Consider the following 16,906-nt stretch of genomic DNA (forward strand, 5'->3'; position numbering starts at 1 on the left):
AGCGTGGAGGCGTAGGCCTCCGACATGTGCAGGCCCTTGAGCAGGCTGTACGAGCCCTGGTACTCGACCTCGGCCATCGAGGGCTTGAACCAGAACGACAGGAAGATGCCGGTCAGGATCAGGATGATGAAGCTGTAGAGCGCGATCTCGCCCAGCATGAACGACCAGTGGTCGGGGAAGATCTTCCGCAGGTTCTTCTTGCCGATCTTCGCGATGCCGAGGCGATCGTCGACCCACTTGACCGGTCCAGGGAACTCTGTGCTTGTTGACACTGTTGTCACCCTCGTTCGAAGAAGCTCGGGCCGACCGGCTCGGTGAAGCCGCTCTGCGCAACCAGGTAGCCCTCACTGTCCACTGCCAACGGTAGCTGAGGCAGCGGCCGGGCCGCAGGGCCGAAGACGACCTTGGCGCCGTCCGCGAGGTCGAAGGTCGACTGGTGGCACGGGCAGAGCACATGGTGCGTGGTCTGCTCGTACAGGGAGATCGGGCAGCCGACGTGGGTGCAGATCTTCGAGTAGCACAGGATGCCGTCGACACCCCAGTTCTCCCGGCCCGGTGGGGTGCGGATCTCGCTGGGCTTGATCCGGACCACGATCACCGCGGCCTTGGCCTTGGCGTTCTGGTACGCGACCGGGCTCTCCTCCTGCAGCGGCGCCAGGTTGGCCGGTGCCGCGTTGACCAGCTGGCCGACGACCATGTCGGACGGCCTGATCGGGCGGTCGGTGACGTCGTTGACGACCCGGATGCCCTTCGCCCAGATCGTGTTGTAGAGCGCCCGGCCCGGCAGCGGGCCGAGGTCGCGGAGCAGGATGACGGCCGGCAGGCCGAGGACGGCGAGGGCGCCGATCAGCGAGTTGCGGATCATCTTGCGCCGGGTGAAGCCGGACTCCGCCGTGCCCTGCTGGAACGCCTCGGTGATCTCGGCGATCTGCTGCGGCGACGAGTGCGCCGGGTGCCGGTCCTCGGAGATCTCCTCGTCGACCATCAGCTTCTTGGCCCACTGGATCGCGCCCGCCCCGATCAGGAACAGCGCGAGCCCGATGCACAGGCCGATGACCATGTTGTTCGCGTTGCCGGACAGCGGGCCGAACTGGATGATCGAGTCCCGCGGGATCGCGAAGTACGCCACGCAGGAGCCCAGCACCAGCAGCGTCGCCAGACCGAACATCGCCGACACCTGGCGCTCGACGCGGTCGGCCGCCTTCGGGTCGATGTCGGTGATCCGCGGCTCGTGCGGCTCCAGACCCGGGTCCGGAATCGGCTCCGCCACCTCGACGGCGCTGCCGTGCTCGTCCTCCGGCTTGACCGGAAGGTTCTTGTCGTCGCTCACTTGGCCTTCGCTCCCTTGGCCTTGACGCCCTTGGCGCCGATCCAGACCGCTACGCCCACCAGCAGGCCGATTCCGACGAACCAGCCCCAGAGGCCCTCGGACACCGGGCCGAGCCGGCCCAGTCCGAACCCGCCCGGGTCCTTCTGGGTCTGCAGGGCCTTCAGGTACGCGATGATGTCGCGCTTGTCCTCCGGCTGCATGACCTGGTCGGAGAAGACCGGCATCTGCTGCGGACCGGTCAGCATGGCTTCGTAGATGTGCTTCTCACTGACACCCATCAGCGACGGTGCGTACTTGCCGTTCGGCAGCGCGCCACCGCGACCGGCGAAGTTGTGGCAGGCCGTGCAGTTGGTGCGGAACAGCTCGCCACCGCGGGTGACCTGCTCGTCGGTGGCCTTGCTCACGTCGTACGCCTCCGACGCCGGCACCGCGGGACCGGGGGCGAGCGAGGCGACGTACGCGGCCAGGGCCTCGATCTCCTCCTGCGTGTACGCCGGGGCCTTCCGCGGGATCTGCGCGCCGGGCTGCATCGCCGGCATCCGGCCGGTACCGACCTGGAAGTCGACCGCGGCGGCGCCGACGCCGATCAGCGACGGGCCGGCCATCTTGCCCTCGCCGTTCCCGCCGCCCTCGGCGTTCAGGCCGTGGCAGCTGGCACAGCCGACCGCGAAGAGCTTCTTGCCCTCCTCGATCTGCTGGGACTGGGCCGAGTTGTCCGCCACCGCGTTGTCAGGGGCGAAGGCGGCGTACGCCGAGCCCACTGCCAGGAGGCCGAACAGGAGCACGACGAGGCCGGCGGACCGGTGCCGTCGTCGCGCGGAGAGAAAGCGCGCCGGTGACAAGGAAGGTCTCTTCTCACTCATTTGAGCAGGTAGATGGTCGCGAACAGGGCGATCCAGACCACGTCGACGAAGTGCCAGTAGTACGACACGACGATCGCCGAGACGGCCTGTTCGTGGGTGAACTTACGAGCCATGTACGTCCTGGCCAGGACGAACACGAAAGCGATGAGGCCGCCGGTCACGTGCAGCGCGTGGAACCCGGTGGCGAGGTAGAACACCGAGCCGTAGGCGTTCGACGAGATCGTCAGGCCCTCCTGCACCAGTGCGGTGTACTCGGTCACCTGACCGGCGACGAAGACCGCGCCCATCATGTACGTGAGGATGAACCACTCACGCATGCCCCAGGAGCGGAGGTTCAGCAGCGAGCCGGTCCGGCCCACCCGGCCGTGCTCGGCAGCGAACACGCCGAACTGGCAGGTGAACGACGACGCCACCAGGATGAGCGTGTTCACCGAGGCGAACGGCACATCCAGGCGCTCGGTCATGACCTGCCACAGCGTCTCCGTCCCCGGAGCGGCGGCAGCGGTCGTCACCGACCGGATCGTGAAGTACGCCGCGAACAGGGCGGCGAAGAACATCAGTTCGCTCGAGAGCCAGACGATCGTGCCGACACTGACCATGCTGGGACGGTCGTGGTGTCCGTGTTCACGAGACGCTGGGAGCGCGGTTGCAGTGGCCACGCGGTCATTATGTCGGTCCCGCTGTTCAGCGCCACGACCACCCCCGTGCATGTCGCCGAACCGTTGTTTCTACTGTGGAAGCGTGCTTCCCCTTCACGCCACGCCCGGCGACCGGATCGAGCCGCTGACTCCGGTCCGGTTGCTGACGGCATGGACCTTCGAACCGGTGTTACTCGCCGTGATCGTCGTGCTCGGCGCGCTGTACCTGTACGGCGTCCACAAGCTGCGCAAACGCGGCGACAAGTGGTCCCGCGGCCGGACGTTCTCGTTCGTCGGGGTGGGGCTGGGAAGCGCCGTGATCGCCACCCAGTCCGCGCTCGGCACGTACGACACCGTGTTGATCAGCGTGCACATGGTGCAGCACATGATCCTGTCGATGCTGACGCCGCTCGCGCTGGCGCTCGGCGCGCCGGTCACGCTGGCGTTGCGGACCCTGCCGCAGCAGCCGCGGAAATGGTTGCTCTCCGTGTTGCACTCACGGTTCGCGAAGGTGCTCTGCTTTCCACTGATCGGCTTCACGCTGTTCGTGCTGAGCCCGTGGGCGCTCTATTTCAGCGGCTGGTACGACGCGACGCTGCACTCGACCGTGCTGCACGACCTGCTGCACCTGCACTTCATCCTGGTCGGCTCGCTGTTCTTCTGGCCGCTGCTCGGACTGGACCCGGTGCCCGGCCGGGTGATCTACCCGTTCCGCCTGATCCTGGTGTTCCTCACCCTGCCGTTCCACGCCTTCCTCGGCATCACGATCATGTCGGCGAACACGCTGATCGCCGAGGACTGGTACACCAGTTTCGGCCGGTCCTGGCCGCCCTCGCCGCTGCACGACCAGTACATCGCGGGTGGCCTGCTGTGGGGCTCGGGCGACATCGTCGGCGTGGTGTTCTTCGCCGTACTGTTCGTCCAGTGGGTGCGTGAGTCGCAGCGCGAGGCACGCCGCGAGGACCGGCGCCTGGACCGCCTGGAGGAACAGGCTCGTCGGGCCGAGCAGGCGCCCCGGTAGCATTCGCGGTGTCAGGTTTGTCGAGTACACAGCTTGGGATGGATCGATGAGTTCAGAGCGTCCGCTGAAGGTCCTGGTCTACAGCGACGACCGTACGACGCGGGAGTCCGTCCGGCTGGCCCTCGGCAAGCGGCCCGCGGCCGATATCCCCGAGCTCGAGTACGTCGAGTGCGCCACCGAGCCGGCCGTCATCAAGACCATGGACAAGGGCGGGATCGACCTGGCCATCCTCGACGGCGAGGCCGTCCCGGCCGGCGGCATGGGGATCGCCCGGCAGTTGAAGGACGAGATCTTCCAGTGCCCGCCGGTTTTGGTCATCACCGGCCGTCCGCAGGACGCCTGGCTGGCGACCTGGTCGCGGGCCGAGGGCGCGGTCTCGCACCCGATCGACCCGATCAAGCTGGCCGAGGTCACCGCGCAGCTGCTCCGGCAGCGGCTGGCCAAGCTCCCCGCCACCACCGCCTGACGCACCATGGGGGCTTACACCTGGCCGCAGGTGCTGAACCCACTGCTGCGGCGTGAGGACCTGGAGGCCTCCGCCACGGCGTGGGCGATGGAGCAGATCCTGTCCGGCGCCGCGTCACCCGCGCAGCTCGCCGGGTTCGTGATCGCGCTGCGCTCCAAGGGCGAGACCGTCACCGAGGTCGAGGGCCTGGTCGCCACGATGCGCGACTTCGCCACCCGGATCTCGGTGCCCGGCCGGACGCTGGACGTCGTCGGTACCGGTGGTGACCAAGCCCACACGGTGAACATCAGCACGATGTCCGCGATCGTCGCGGCCGGGGCGGGCGCGAAGGTGCTGAAGCACGGCAACCGCGCGGCCTCGTCGGCCTGCGGCGCGGCGGACGTCCTCGAGGAGCTGGGCATTCCGCTCGACCTGACCGCGGCGCAGGTGGCCGAGGTGGGGGAGCGGGCCGGGATCACGTTCTGCTTCGCTCCGGCGTTCCACCCCGCGCTGCGGCATGCCGCCGTACCGCGGCGGGAGCTCGGGGTGCCCACCACGTTCAACTTCCTCGGCCCGCTCGCGAACCCGGGGAACCCGTCGGCGCAGGCGGTCGGCGTCGGCGACGGCCGGATCGCCGGGCTGATGGCCGGTGTCCTCGCGCGGCGCGGCATCGACGCGCTCGTGTTCCACGGCGACGACGGGCTGGACGAGCTGACCACGCGGACGACGTCGCAGGTATGGACGGTCGGCGGCGGTCGGGTCGAGGGACCGGTCACGCTCGACCCGCGGGAGCTGGGCATCGAGCCGGTGGCCGCGGACGCGTTGAAGGGCGCGGACGCGGCGTACAACGCGAAGGTCGTGCGGGCCCTCGTCGACGGCGAGCCGGGGGCGGTGCGGGACGTCGTACTGCTGAACGCCGGCGCGGCGCTCGCGGCGTACACGCCGGAGGCCGGCACTGTGACGGAGCGGATCCGCAGCGGCATGGACCGCGCGGCCGAGGCGATCGACTCCGGGGCCGCGAAGGACGTGCTGGACCGCTGGATCGCGACCTGCGCCGAGGTGCGCGGCTAGTTCTTGTTGATGCCGGCGGGGATTGTCCCCGCCGGCACCTTCCTACTTGTTGACCTTGATCTGGCTGACCTTGTAGCGCCAGACGTTCTGCCAGGCTGGGGTGGATCCGGCCAGGTCGGCGATCGAGACGTCTGCGGTGCCGTCGCCGCGGTCGATGACCGCGATCATGATCGTGGAGTACGTCTCCGTCAGCTTCGGCACGCTCACCGGGACCCTGGCCGTCAGTTCGTGGCCCGGGTGGCCGTTGACCGTGATCACCTTGTGAGTGCTGCTGCCCTTCACCACCGTCACGTTCTTGTCGTACAAGTTGACGAGTGCGCGGGCGCCGATCTGGATCGCGGCCTGCTTACGACCCGCCGCGGAATTCTGGTACGGGATGTCCGGCGGGAGTTGCCCGAACGACACGTAGTTGCCCCACGACGAGCCCTTGCCGTTGTAGTTGTTGTGCACCGTCAACCAGACCGCGGCGCCGCCCCACAAACCGGTGCGCTCGTAGTTGTTGCCCCATGCCGAACTCATCACCGGCATCGTGTCGTTGTTGGCCGCAAGCATCTCGGTCCCGAGCACCTTGCCGTACGGCGTCGGCGTCTTCGTCGGCTTCACCGACGGACTGACCGTCTCGATCGGCTTCTCCGCCGTCGTCGGCAACGCAACCGGACTGATCGCCTCAGCCCTGTTCCACACCCACCCCACACTCAACCCGGTAGCAGCCAAAGCCGCCACCACCAACACCACAGCCCCCACAGCCCGAGCCCGCCCACCAGGCCCAGCCCCGGCACCTAGGCCGACGGACCCCCCACCACCATGTCGAGCCGCCCCCCGCGACCCACCACCAACCCCATGACCCCCCACAAACCCACCAGCCCCATGCCCAGCCCCCTGCGCGGCGCTGTGCCCGGCCCCGTGCCCAGCGCCGAGCCCGTGCGTGGCGGCCTGCCCAGCCCCGTGCCCAGCCCCACGCGCGGCGCCCTGCCCGGTTCCGTGCCCAGCACCCGGCCCAGCACCCGGCCCAGCCTCGTACGCGGCACCCTGCCCATCCGAGCGCCCATCACCCGAACCAGCCCCCTGCGCACCCGAGTGTGAACCCCCCGCAGCCCCGGGCCCAACCGCCCGCGAAACCACCTCAGTAAACAAAGCCCGCCCACCCTGCGCACCGCCCTGCTGACCGCCCTGCTGACCGCCCTGCTGACCGCCCTGCTGACCGCCCTGCGGCGCGGCGTGCTGACCACCCTGCGGTCCTCCGCCCTGCACGCCTTGCGTTGGACCGACCTGTCCGCCCTGCGCGCCAGGCTGCTGAGAGCCTTGCCCGCCGACTTGCTGACCACCCTGGGCCGAACCAGCCTGCCCGCCCTGCGCCGAACCGAGCTGCCCGCCTTGCGGTCCAGCGTGCTGAGAGCCCTGCCCGCCGACCTGCTGCCCGCCCTGAGTCCCAGCAGGCCCGCCCCGCGTCGAACTGACCTGCCACCCCTGCGCCCCGGCCTGCTCGCCGAACTGCGGCCCACTGCCCTGAGGTCCAGGAGCCTGCGCCTGCCAGCCACCCGCCCGCTGACCGCCCTGCTGCACACCCCACATCTGTCCGGCCTGCCGATCACCGGCCTGGCCCGTCTGTGCAGGAGCCTGCTGCCCAGGGTGGGATTGCGGACGCGGTTGCGCGTAGCCACCGTCTGGTCGGCCCGCTTCACCCTGCCCCGACTGCTGCACCGGACGCTGCCCGCCGTACTGCGCCCCCGCCGGCGGAGCCGCATGCTGAGGCCGCACCTGCTGCCCACCCGGCGGCTGTGGCTGCTGTACGCCCCACATCGCCGCACCCGGCTGCATCCCGTGCTGCTGACCGCCCGCCGGCTGAGACCCCGCCGGCTGAGACCCCGCCGGCTGAGACCCCGCCGGTTGCGACCCCGCTGGCTGAGACCCCGCCGCCTGTGAACCCGCCGCCTGGGACGCCGCGTGCTGCCCGCCCGCCTGGGACCCCGCACGCGGTCCGCCGGCCTGGCCGCCCGACTGCTGAGATCCCAAGGGCTGGCCGCCTGGCTGCTGCCCGCCTGGCCGCTGCCCGCCTTGCCGCGGGCCGCCCAACTGCTGTGCGCTTGGTGTCTGTGTGCCGGGGTGTGGCGGCGCAGGTGGTTGCTGAGTGGTCGGTTGCTGGTGGGTAGAAGGCTGTGAGGGCTGGCTGGTCCAGTGCTGCTGCGGCGGGGCCGCGTGTTGCGGCCGTACCGGCGGCGGAGGAGGCGGCGCCGGAGCAGGCGACTGCCCGAACAGAGCATCCGAAGACCCACCCTGCCCCGCACCCGGTGCCTGACCCGCCCCCTGAGATCCACCCAAAACGGGCGCCTGACCTGGCCCCCATGCCTCCCCAAGACCCGGCGCCTGACCTGCGCCCCACGCCGTACCGTGACCTGACGCCTGGCCTCCACCCGATGCCGCACCGTGACGCTGCGCGTGGCCAGCACCACGTCCGTCACCAAGACCTGGCGCCTGACCCGAACCAGGCGCCTGACCGAGACCTGATGCCTGGCCTGCGCCACGTGCGTCGCCGGCGCCTGACGCCCCGCCTGCGCCGAGCGCCTCACCAAGCCCTGGCGCCTGAACCGCACCCGGCGCCTGACCGAGACCTGATGCCCGGCCCGCGCCACGTGGCTCGCCGACGCTTGATACTTCGCCTACGCCAAGTGCCTCACCTGGCGCCTGACCCGCACCCGACATCTCACCGCGACCTGGTAGCTGGCCGGCGGCCAGCGACTCGCCGATACCCGGCGTTTGCCCGGCGCCCGGCGCTTCGCTGGCACTTGCCGGGTGGTCAGCACGCGGCGCTTCACCGAGACCGGGTACCTGGCCGGCGCCTTGTGCCTCGCTGCTGGGCGTGGGGGAGGGCGGTGCTTGGGGGGTGCCCGTGAGCGGGTCCGTGCCCTGGGGGGTGTCGTGGGGCGGGGTTTCGTTGTTGTCAGCCAACTTGAATTCCTAGGTAGGCCTGGTCCGCGGCCTTCTTCAGGTCCGGGCGGTTGTTCGGGATGCCGCTGATGTAGGCGACCGCCGTCCCGTCACCGAGGTCGAAAACGGCCACCGTCAGGGTAAGTACTCGATCGGTCACCGCAGTCGTTGTCGCGGTCACGGACTGCTGGAACACCCAGCCGGCCTTGCCGCTCCGCTTGACGGGGCCGTTCGCGACCGTCTTGTACGTGACCGGGATGTTCCCGTACATGCGTTCGCGCACCTTCAGCGACAGCGACGCCGCGGTCGCCTTCGGGTCGCCGTTGAAGCCGGACCCGGTGCCCAGACCGCCGACGAAGATGTCCGCGCTCCAGTCGTCGCCTTCGACGACGTCCTCCTTGAGGACGATGCGCTGCCCGTTCGAGTTGATCAGCTGCTCGACCAGGCGCTTGCGGTCCGACCACGGCGGATTCCGGCGCGGGAACGAGATCGCGTCCGACGCGATCCGGCCGGCGCCTTCGTGCAGCGACGGGTTCTTCGACTGACCTGGTTTGGTGCTGGACTGGTTCGTCGGACTGGGGGAGGAGCTCTGCGTCGTCGTACCGGTCGGATCGGGGTCCGCCGTGTCCTTGTCGGGCTTCGTCAGCAGAACCACCGCAGCCACGATCAGCAGGACCATCGCGACCCCGCCGGCGATGATCAGCGGCATCTTCCCGCCGAACGGACCACCTCCGCCGGAACTATTGGACTTCCTGCTGCCCTTGCCGCCCTCCCGCTTGCCGACGCCGGCGCTCAGGTCGGTCTGACCGCCCCAAGCCTCGCTCGCGTCGTCGCCCCAGGCTCGTTGCGTCTGTTGACCAGCCCAAGCCTGCTGGCCCTGCTGCTGGCCGGCTAGCTGGTTGCCGGCACCCCACTGTTGCTGGGGCGGCTGAGCGTTCTGCTGAGCGGAGGCCTCCTGCACGGGCCAGGACTGGCCACCCCACACTTGGTCACCACCCTGCTGGCCGGCGGCTGGCTGCTGGCCCCACGGCGAGGATTCCTGTACGCCGTTCGAGCCGCCCCAACCGTTGTCGCTGGGCGCATCAACTCCCGCCGTACTCTGCTGTGAACCCCAAACCTGCCTGGCCTGAGCGGTCTGCCCCGCACTCGAGGTCTGGCTCGGCTGATCGCCCCACAGCTGGACAGGCTGCTCCTGCGGGGTGTCTGACGTCTCCGGAACAGTCCAGAGAGGACTGGCCTTCTCTGTTTTCTGCTCGTCCTCTTCGGCCGACGCCTCGACACCCCACGCTGGTACGTCGGTTGCCTGCTCGTCCTGCTCGTCACCGGACTGGCTACCCCAGTCGGGCCGCAGCTGACCGGCCGCCTCAGCGTCATCAGCCGCCAGCTCAGCAGCCCGCTCGTCCGCAGCCCGCTCGTCCGCAGCCCGCTGGTCCGTTGTCCGCTGGTCAGCGCGCTGGTCTGCACCCTGCTGGTCTGCAGGCCGCTGGTCTGCACCGTGCTGGGTCACTGCATGCGGGTCGGTTGCCAGCTGGTTCGCTGCCTGCGGGTCTGCGGCGTGCGGGTCTACGGCGTGCTGGTCCGTTGTCCGCTGGTTCGCGGCCTGTTCATCCGCATCTGGCGTGCCGGTATCGGCTGCAGATGTCGGCGTTGCCTCGGCTGCGTCGTCGGCAAGGGCTGGGGCGAGCTTGAGGGTCCGGCCGGTGGCTTGTTCGCCTGGCTGTACGTCGGTGGGTGGGGCGGACTCTTCTTCGAGCTCGGGAGAGATCTCACGTCGGGTCCAGTGCTCCGGCGGAGCAGGGGCTAGCTCCGGAGCGCCCCAGGTCGCGCGCGCACGTGCGGCTGCCTCTGCTCGTGACGCCTCGGTGGTCTGAGCTGGCTCGACTGTCTGTGTCGCCTGGGCAGCTGCTGACTGGGGCGAGGGCGCGGTTTCGTCCGGCGCGACTGCGCGCAGGCGTGTACCGCCGGTCCCTGCGTCGTTGGTGGACGGCGTCGTGCTCCACAGTTGCGGTGTTGCGGCCGGTTGCCACCAGCCGCCGCCTTCGGCTTGTTCGGTCGTCTCGGCAGGGGTGTGCTGCACTGAGCGTAGGCCAGGCGTGGGCTGCGGTTCGTCCGCAGGCTGTACGGGCACTGGGCGCGTCGGCTCGTTGGCGTCAGGTGCGTGGTCCGTCGGTTGCTGCGCCGGGCCTTGCTGCATGTCCCAGGTGCTGGACGTGCCTTGTTCAGAGGGGGTCTGCTCGGGCTGGTCGTACGAGGTGAACTGGTCTGCTGACCACGGCTGCTGGTTGGCCGACCACGACTGTTGCTGAGTCTGCTCGGGTGTGCCGGAGCCTCGCACGGTCGGCTCCTGCGACCAGTCCTGCTGGGCAGACCACGGCTGCTGCTGAGTCTGCTCGGAGTCAGGATCCGGCTGGTCGTAGGAGCTGAACTGGTCGGCTGACCACGGTTGTTGGTCTGCGGACCACGGCTGCTGCTGGCCGTCGGCGTGCTGGCTCGGCCAGGACTGCTGCTGTGCGGGCTCCTGCTGCTGGGGCGGCCAGGGCTGGTTCTGCTGGGCTGCGGGGTGCTGCTGGCCGGGCGGGGCCTGCTCGGCGTCGGGCTGGTCGTAGGAGCTGAACTGGTCGGCCGACCACGGCTGCTGGTCTGCGGACCAGGGCTGTTGTTGCGTCGTGTCGTGGGCCGTCGACTGCTGGTCCGGTTGTTGCTGGGTGGGCCAGGGCTGGTTCTGCTGCTGGGCGCCGGGCTGCTGTTGGGCAGGCCAAGGCTGTTCCTGGTGGTGAGCGGCAGGCTGCTGCTGGCCGGGCCATGGCTGCTGCTGGGGGTGGTCGGCGTTGGGCTCGTCGTAGGAGCTGAACTGGTCGGCTGACCAGGGCTGTTGGTCTGCGGACCAGGGCTGTTGTGGCGTGGTGTCGTGGGCCGTCGACTGCTGGTCCGGCTGCTGTTGGGCGGGCCAGGGCTGGTTCTGCTGCTGAGCTGCGGGCTGCTGTTGGGCAGGCCAAGGCTGTTCCTGGTGCTGAGCTCCAGGCTCTTGCTGGGCAAGCCAGGGCTGTTGCGCTGCGGGGTGCTGCTGGCCGGGCCATGGCTGCTGCTGGGCCTGCTCGGCATTGGCCTGGTCGTAGGAGCTGAACTCGTCTGCTGACCACGGCTGCTGCTCGGCGGACCACGGCTGTTGCTGGCCGTCGGCGTGCTGGCTTGGCCAGTACTGCTGCTGAGCTGGCTCCTGCGGCTGAGCCGGCCAGGACTGCTGCTGGGAGGGCTCGTCCTGCGGGGTTGGCCAGGTTTGCTGCTGAGCGGGCTCCTCCTGCTGCTGGGTTGGCCAAGGCTGTTGCTGCTGCTCGGCTGGCCGGGGGTGCTGATCGACCTGGTCGGTGGTGGCTTCCGGGTGGGATGCTGCCTGATCGGGATCAGCCGGAACCGGCTCGGGCGCCGTGGGCTCTTCGGCCGCCTCGTTCTCGTGTTTGGTTTTGTTGGTCCACTTCTTGCCGTCCCAGAAGCGGATGGTGTGGGGCTGGCCGGTGGGGTCGGGGTACCAGCCGACGGGTGGGTTGCTCATCCGCGTCCTCGCTGGGATGCCGCGACTGCGCGGACCTGCTCGGCATGGACCTGACCCCGGACGTTCATGTGCACACCGTAACTTCAGCTCGTGTCAGTCGGATCCGTTGGGACCACGTCTCAGACACCGTCCTCCTGGCCCAGGCTGAAGGCGGCCTCCAGGTCGTGGCTGGAATACGCGCGGAAGGCGATGTGGGTCTCGGTGCTGAGCACACCCGGCACCCGGTTGACGTGCTCGGGGATGACGGTGGCGAGGTCGTCGTGCCGCGCGACCCGGACGAGGGCGATCAGGTCGAGCCCGCCGGTCACGGAGTACACCTCGCTGACGCCGTCGATCGCCGCCACCTGCTCGGCGACCTCCGGGATCCGTGCGACGTCGGCCTTGATGAACACGATCGCGGTGACCATGCCGTCCTCTCCTCCAGAACACTCACCTTGTCAACCTGCTGAAGCATAGTCGCGGCCGAGTCCCGGCAGGGCGGCCGCCGTCGGTTCGTCCGCGGGCAGGAACGCCTCCATCCGCAGCTCCGACACGGTCACGTCGACGGCCGTCCCGAACCTGGTCAGCGTCGTGATCAACCGCAGCTCCCCGTCCGGCGACCGCAGCCGCAGCGGTACGGCGAACCCGAGGTGGTCCGGCCCCGTTTCCGGACGCGGCGGGATCAGCGAAACCAGCTCGGCGATCAGCGCGTCGGCCTCGAGGTTCGGCACCAGGGCGGCCTCGCGGCTGAGCCCGTCGATCACGTGCCACGACCACTCGGCGAGATTGACGATCCGCGGTGCCAGCCCGTCGGGGTGCAGGAACAGCCTCGGCACCGACACCGGCGCAACCAGCAGGTTCGGCGAGACTCCGGCGACGAGCGCGTCGAACGACCTGTTCGCGAGCACCAGGTCACCACGCCGATCCACCACCACGGCCGGGCTCGGCCGGTGCCCGTCGAGGATCCGGGCCAGCGCGGTCCGGATCGCGGTGAGGCTGGGGGAGTCGTACGGCGTCTCGTCGTACGCCGGGGCGTAGCCGCCGGACACGAGCAGCTGGTTGCGCTCCCGCAACGGCACCTGGAGCGACTCGGCGAGCCGGATGACCATGTCGCGTCCCGGCACCGACCGGCCGCTCTCGATGAAGCTCACGTGTCGCTGCGTGGTCCCCGCGCGGACGGCCAGCTCGAGCTGACTCACCCGCCGGCGGGCGCGCCACGACCGTAGTCCCACGGACAGTTCGGATGCCATGCCGCAGTTCTAGCGCATGCCGCCGACAATCCATACCCAGCAGGGAATTGCCGGTCGATGGATGCCACCGGCAAAGTCGTGGTCATGAACAACAACGCAGCCGAAGAACTCGCGAATCGCTATGTAGCACTCTGGAACGAAGCCGACGCCGACGCCCGCAAGGAGGCCGTCGAAGCACTGTGGACCGACGGTGGCGTGCACCTGCTGGAGCCGCCCGAGGAGATCGTCAAGCGGGCCGCCGAGATCGGCGTCACCGCGACTCTGGAGGCGCGTGGACACGCGGAGCTGCTCAGCCGCGTGACTCGCGCGTACGACGAGTTCGTCGCGCCCGGGCAGTACGAGTTCGTGAAGCACGGCGAGGCGGCCGCGCTCCGCGATGTGGTGAAGTTGCGCTGGGCGATGGTCCCGGCCGGCGGCGGCGAGCCGCTTGCCATTGGCATCGATCTCCTCCAGCTCGCCCCGGACGGCCGCATCAGCACCGACTACCAGTTCATCGAGGCCTAACTCACCCTGGCCGGGCCCAGCGGGCGGAGGTGGCGGCGGCGTTCGGTGGGGTGCTGGTGGTGGTCGGAGTGGGCGTTGTCGAGGCGGGTGAGGTGCCGGCCGGCGCCGCTCACCGGGCAGGTCCAGGTGCCGTCCATCTCGACCAGGCGGATGCCGGGGAGCTCGAGCCAGCGCAGGATCAGCTCGATCTCCTCCGGCGAGGCCGCCGCGACCGGCCCGATCCCGGGCAGCACCGTCTCGGCCGAGGCGCGCAGCATCTCCAGGTGCGGCCGCGGGTCGGTGCCGCGCGGGCTGAACCCGGCCGCCGCGAGCCGCCCGCGACGGATCACGTGGAGCTCCCAGCCGCCGTCGTCGGTCCGCCTGGCGGCACAGATCTCGGCGCAGCCGGTGATGGACGCCATCCGCTGCATCCGCGCCGAGCTGCGCACGAACGCGCTCAACCGGTCCCGGTGGACGGCGGCGTCCTCGAACCGCTCGTCCGCGGACAGGACGTCGATGCGCCGGTCGAGCGCGTCGACGACCGGCGTCGGGTCCGCCGTCAGCGCCGACCGGAGCGCCGCGACGAACTCGCCGTACGAATCCATCGAGATCCGGCCGTCGCAGGGCGCCACGCACCGGCCCATCTCCGCCAGCACGCACGGCGACAGGGAGGGGTGCTTCGACATCCGCGCGGTGCACTGCCGGATCGGGAACGCTTCGTGCAGCGCGGCCATCGCTCGCTCGGCGGTCTTGCGGGAGCTGAACGGCCCGAGATACCCGGCGTCGTCGTCGCGCACCTGTTTGACCAGCGACAACCGCGGAAACGGTTCGACCGTGACCTTCAGCCAATGCTGCCGCTCCGGGAACTTCGACCGCCGGTTGTACCGCGGCTTGTGTTCCGCGATCAGCCGCAGCTCCCGGATCTCCGCCTCCAGCGGCGTCCCGCACTCGATCCCTCGGACGCCGGTGGCGATACCGACCATCTCGCCGATCCGGTTCCTGGTCTCGGAGGCGGTGAAGTACGAGCGGACGCGGGTGCGCAGGTCCTTGGACTTCCCGACGTACAGCACCTCGCCGCGGTCGTCGGTGAACAGGTACACACCCGGTGCGTGCGGCAACGACTCGGCCAGGTGGCGTTTGGCCCGGACGGCCGGCGCGACCCGGGACGAGAACGTCTGCAGGTCCTCCAGCGTTTGCACGCCCAACGACCCGACCCGCTCGAACAGCCCGTGCAGCACGTCGACGGTCGCGCGGGCGTCGGCCAGTGCGCGGTGGTTCGGCGTGGTGGTCGTGCGGAACAGCTTCGCGAGGGTGCCGAGCTTGCAGTTCGGCGCCTCGTCGGGGGTGATCACCCGGCGGGCCAGCAGCGCGGTGTCGACGACGGTGAAGTCGGGCCAGTCGTACCCGTGCACGAGGCTCTCGTGTTTCAGGAAGCCCATGTCGAACGGCGCGTTGTGCGCCACCATCACGCAGCCGCGCGCGAACTCCAGGAACGCCGGCAGCACCGACTCGATCCGCGGCGACGCGGCGACCATCCCGTTGGTGATGCCGGTCAGCACGGCGATGAACGGCGGGATCGACTCCGACGGGTTGACCAGCGTCTGGAACTCGCCGACCACCTCGCCCGCGCGCACCTTGACCGCGCCGATCTCGGTGATGCCGCCCTCGCCCGGCGGGTTGCCCGTCGTCTCCAGGTCCACGACGCAGAACGTGATGGCGTGCAGCGGCGTGCCGAGGTCGTCGAAACTGTGCTGCACACCGCGGATCGGCAGCAGCGGATCCGGGGCCGGCGGATGCCCTGGGCTCGTCATGGCCACGACGCTAGGAGCCGCCACCGACAATTCCGCAGGTGACACGCAGGAGAGTCGACTAGGCTCTCGGTATGCGTACACAGGCGATCACCGCGGAACCGGGCCCGGCGCCCGCTCGCTGTGGTCTGCGTCACTGGTCCAGCAGCAGCTGCCAGGTCGTCGTTCCAGCCGGACTGCGGACCGGTGACTGAGGCCGGCACCGCCGCGAGCTCCGCCGCTACGACTTTGCCTGAACCGGTCCGGCAACGCGTCCTGACCCTCGCCGCGCACGCCCTCGGTCAGCTGCCCGCGACCGACATCCCGGCCCCGCTGCGCCGGTTCGCCAGCTTCGCCCCGGCGAAACGGGCCAAGCTGTCGGCCTCGGTGCTCGGGCCGATCCTCGAGACCGACGGCCACTTCCGCCGGCTGACGGCCTTCGAGGTACGGCGGGAGCACCCGGAGCTCGGCGACGCGGTGGCAGACGGCGTGCCGGTCCCGGCCGCGGATCCGGTCGAGGTCGCCGCGCTCGCCTATCTGCTGCGCCCCGACGACTGGGAGCAGCACATCGCCGCGGCCGCCCAGGTCCCCGTGGAGAGCCCGCAGGCCGGCAGCGATGCGGTGAACCGGCTCACCGACCAACTCGACCAGGCGCGCACCGAGACCCGCCAGGTGCGCGAACGGCTTCGTGAACAGGTCAACGAGCTGAAGGCCGAGAACGTCACGCTCCGGCGCAAGCTGAACGAGGCCCGCCAGCGGATCACCGGCCTGCAGTCGGAGGTCGAGCAACGCACCAGGGAAGCCGAAAGCGCCGACGAACGCGTGGACGCGGCGCGGGCCGAGGTCGAGCGTGAGCTGCGCAAGCTCCGCGCCCGCATCACCGAGTTGGAGGCGGTCGAGCACGCGGCCCGTCGTACGGCGGGGCAGGAGCGGGAGCTCGCGTCGACACGTACCCGGCTGTTGCTGGACACGTTGCTCGAGGCAGCGAGCGGCCTGCGCCGTGAACTGGCCCTGCCGCCGGGGGGAGAGCTCCGTCCCGCGGACACGGTGGCCGGCTCCGAGCCCGATGCGGCCCCGGTCGGACGTACGGCGCCCGAGGACGATCCGGCGCTCTTCGACGAGTTGCTGGCGTTGCCGCAGGTGCATCTGATCATCGACGGCTACAACGTGACGAAGACCGCCTGGCCGAACTCGCCGTTGCATTCGCAGCGTCAGCGGCTCGTCACTGCACTGGGCGCACTGGTCGCACAGCGGCGCATCGAGGTCACCGTCGTGTTCGACGGCGCCGAGCTGTCGGGTCCGGTCCAGCTGAACCCGCCCCGCGGTGTGCGGGTGCGGTTCAGTCCGGCCGGCGTGATCGCCGACGAGGTGATCAGGCAACTGGTCCGCGCGGAACCGCCCGGCCGCCCGGTGGTGGTCGTCTCCACCGACCGCGAAGTTGCCGACAGCATCGTCAAACTCGGCGCCCGCGCCCTCACCGCGAGCAGCCTGATATCACGCATCGCCCGTGCCTGACGACAGAAATTGTCGGCGGGGGTCTCTAGCGTCCTTCTCAGCCGGATGC

At 70.0% G+C, this 16,906-nt stretch carries 14 protein-coding genes and 1 pseudogene; 6 read left to right on the forward strand and 9 right to left on the reverse strand.

Features of this window, described 5'->3' with window-relative positions:
- From AB0L64_RS14045 to AB0L64_RS14060, 4 genes and pseudogenes are all read right to left on the reverse strand, one after another.
- Positions 1-281 (reverse strand): annotated as a pseudogene (locus tag AB0L64_RS14045) (ubiquinol-cytochrome c reductase cytochrome b subunit); the annotation flags it as partial.
- Positions 278-1,330: a Rieske 2Fe-2S domain-containing protein gene (locus tag AB0L64_RS14050; RefSeq protein ID WP_363710534.1), complete on the reverse strand. Its 1,053-nt coding sequence runs from the start codon at positions 1,328-1,330 to the stop codon at positions 278-280. The pseudogene AB0L64_RS14045 and the gene AB0L64_RS14050, both read right to left, overlap by 4 nt.
- Positions 1,327-2,193 carry a cytochrome c gene (locus tag AB0L64_RS14055; protein WP_363710535.1) on the reverse strand — a complete coding sequence of 289 codons (867 nt, stop codon included), beginning with the start codon at positions 2,191-2,193 and terminating at the stop codon, positions 1,327-1,329. The genes AB0L64_RS14050 and AB0L64_RS14055 overlap by 4 nt, the downstream gene beginning before the upstream one ends.
- Complete coding sequence (locus AB0L64_RS14060; protein WP_363710536.1) at positions 2,190-2,852, reverse strand: heme-copper oxidase subunit III; 663 nt, start codon at positions 2,850-2,852, stop codon at positions 2,190-2,192. Before AB0L64_RS14060 ends, AB0L64_RS14055 begins: the two co-directional genes overlap by 4 nt.
- Positions 2,853-2,934: 82 nt before the next feature.
- On the opposite strand from AB0L64_RS14060, the gene AB0L64_RS14065 reads away from it, so the two are divergent.
- From AB0L64_RS14065 to trpD, 3 genes are read left to right on the forward strand one after another with little or no spacing between them, the layout of a single operon-like run.
- Positions 2,935-3,852, forward strand: a complete 918-nt coding sequence (locus AB0L64_RS14065; RefSeq protein ID WP_363710537.1) for a cytochrome c oxidase assembly protein — start codon at positions 2,935-2,937, stop codon at positions 3,850-3,852.
- Between the two features lie 46 nt (positions 3,853-3,898).
- Positions 3,899-4,318 carry a hypothetical protein gene (locus AB0L64_RS14070; RefSeq protein WP_363710539.1) on the forward strand — a complete coding sequence of 140 codons (420 nt, stop codon included), beginning with the start codon at positions 3,899-3,901 and terminating at the stop codon, positions 4,316-4,318.
- A gap of 6 nt (positions 4,319-4,324) precedes the next feature.
- On the forward strand, positions 4,325-5,368 hold the full coding sequence (gene trpD, locus AB0L64_RS14075; protein WP_363710540.1) for an anthranilate phosphoribosyltransferase: 1,044 nt from the start codon (positions 4,325-4,327) through the stop codon (positions 5,366-5,368).
- A 42-nt stretch (positions 5,369-5,410) separates the two neighbouring features.
- Here the strand turns inward: trpD and AB0L64_RS14080 are convergent, their stop codons facing one another.
- Complete coding sequence (locus tag AB0L64_RS14080; protein ID WP_363710541.1) at positions 5,411-6,052, reverse strand: hypothetical protein; 642 nt, start codon at positions 6,050-6,052, stop codon at positions 5,411-5,413.
- Between the two features lie 534 nt (positions 6,053-6,586).
- Here AB0L64_RS14080 and AB0L64_RS14085 point away from each other — a divergent pair.
- The gene (locus AB0L64_RS14085) at positions 6,587-7,291 is read left to right on the forward strand and encodes a hypothetical protein (protein WP_363710542.1); all 705 of its coding nucleotides are present in this window, start codon (positions 6,587-6,589) and stop codon (positions 7,289-7,291) included.
- A 1,015-nt stretch (positions 7,292-8,306) separates the two neighbouring features.
- Here the strand turns inward: AB0L64_RS14085 and AB0L64_RS14090 are convergent.
- The 3 genes from AB0L64_RS14090 to AB0L64_RS14100 form a co-directional block, all read right to left on the reverse strand.
- Positions 8,307-11,843: a hypothetical protein gene (locus tag AB0L64_RS14090; protein WP_363710543.1), complete on the reverse strand. Its 3,537-nt coding sequence runs from the start codon at positions 11,841-11,843 to the stop codon at positions 8,307-8,309.
- Positions 11,844-11,962: 119 nt separating this feature from the next.
- Positions 11,963-12,250, reverse strand: a complete 288-nt coding sequence (locus AB0L64_RS14095) for an Lrp/AsnC ligand binding domain-containing protein (protein ID WP_355480274.1) — start codon at positions 12,248-12,250, stop codon at positions 11,963-11,965.
- Positions 12,251-12,280: 30 nt separating this feature from the next.
- Positions 12,281-13,072: a helix-turn-helix transcriptional regulator gene (locus AB0L64_RS14100; RefSeq protein WP_363710544.1), complete on the reverse strand. Its 792-nt coding sequence runs from the start codon at positions 13,070-13,072 to the stop codon at positions 12,281-12,283.
- Between the two features lie 84 nt (positions 13,073-13,156).
- Between AB0L64_RS14100 and AB0L64_RS14105 the strand changes: the two genes are divergently transcribed.
- Entirely contained in the window at positions 13,157-13,576 is a 420-nt protein-coding gene (locus tag AB0L64_RS14105; protein ID WP_363710545.1) for a hypothetical protein, read from the forward strand.
- Here AB0L64_RS14105 and AB0L64_RS14110 read toward each other — a convergent pair.
- Positions 13,573-15,366 carry a DEDD exonuclease domain-containing protein gene (locus tag AB0L64_RS14110; RefSeq protein WP_363710546.1) on the reverse strand — a complete coding sequence of 598 codons (1,794 nt, stop codon included), beginning with the start codon at positions 15,364-15,366 and terminating at the stop codon, positions 13,573-13,575. The genes AB0L64_RS14105 and AB0L64_RS14110 overlap by 4 nt on opposite strands.
- Positions 15,367-15,591: 225 nt before the next feature.
- Here AB0L64_RS14110 and AB0L64_RS14115 point away from each other — a divergent pair, with 225 nt between their 5' ends.
- Positions 15,592-16,857 carry an NYN domain-containing protein gene (locus tag AB0L64_RS14115; RefSeq protein WP_363710547.1) on the forward strand — a complete coding sequence of 422 codons (1,266 nt, stop codon included), beginning with the start codon at positions 15,592-15,594 and terminating at the stop codon, positions 16,855-16,857.
- Positions 16,858-16,906: the final 49 nt, after the last annotated feature.

The sequence above is a fragment of the Kribbella sp. NPDC051936 genome (assembly GCF_040680955.1).
In the GTDB taxonomy this organism is placed as follows: domain Bacteria; phylum Actinomycetota; class Actinomycetes; order Propionibacteriales; family Kribbellaceae; genus Kribbella.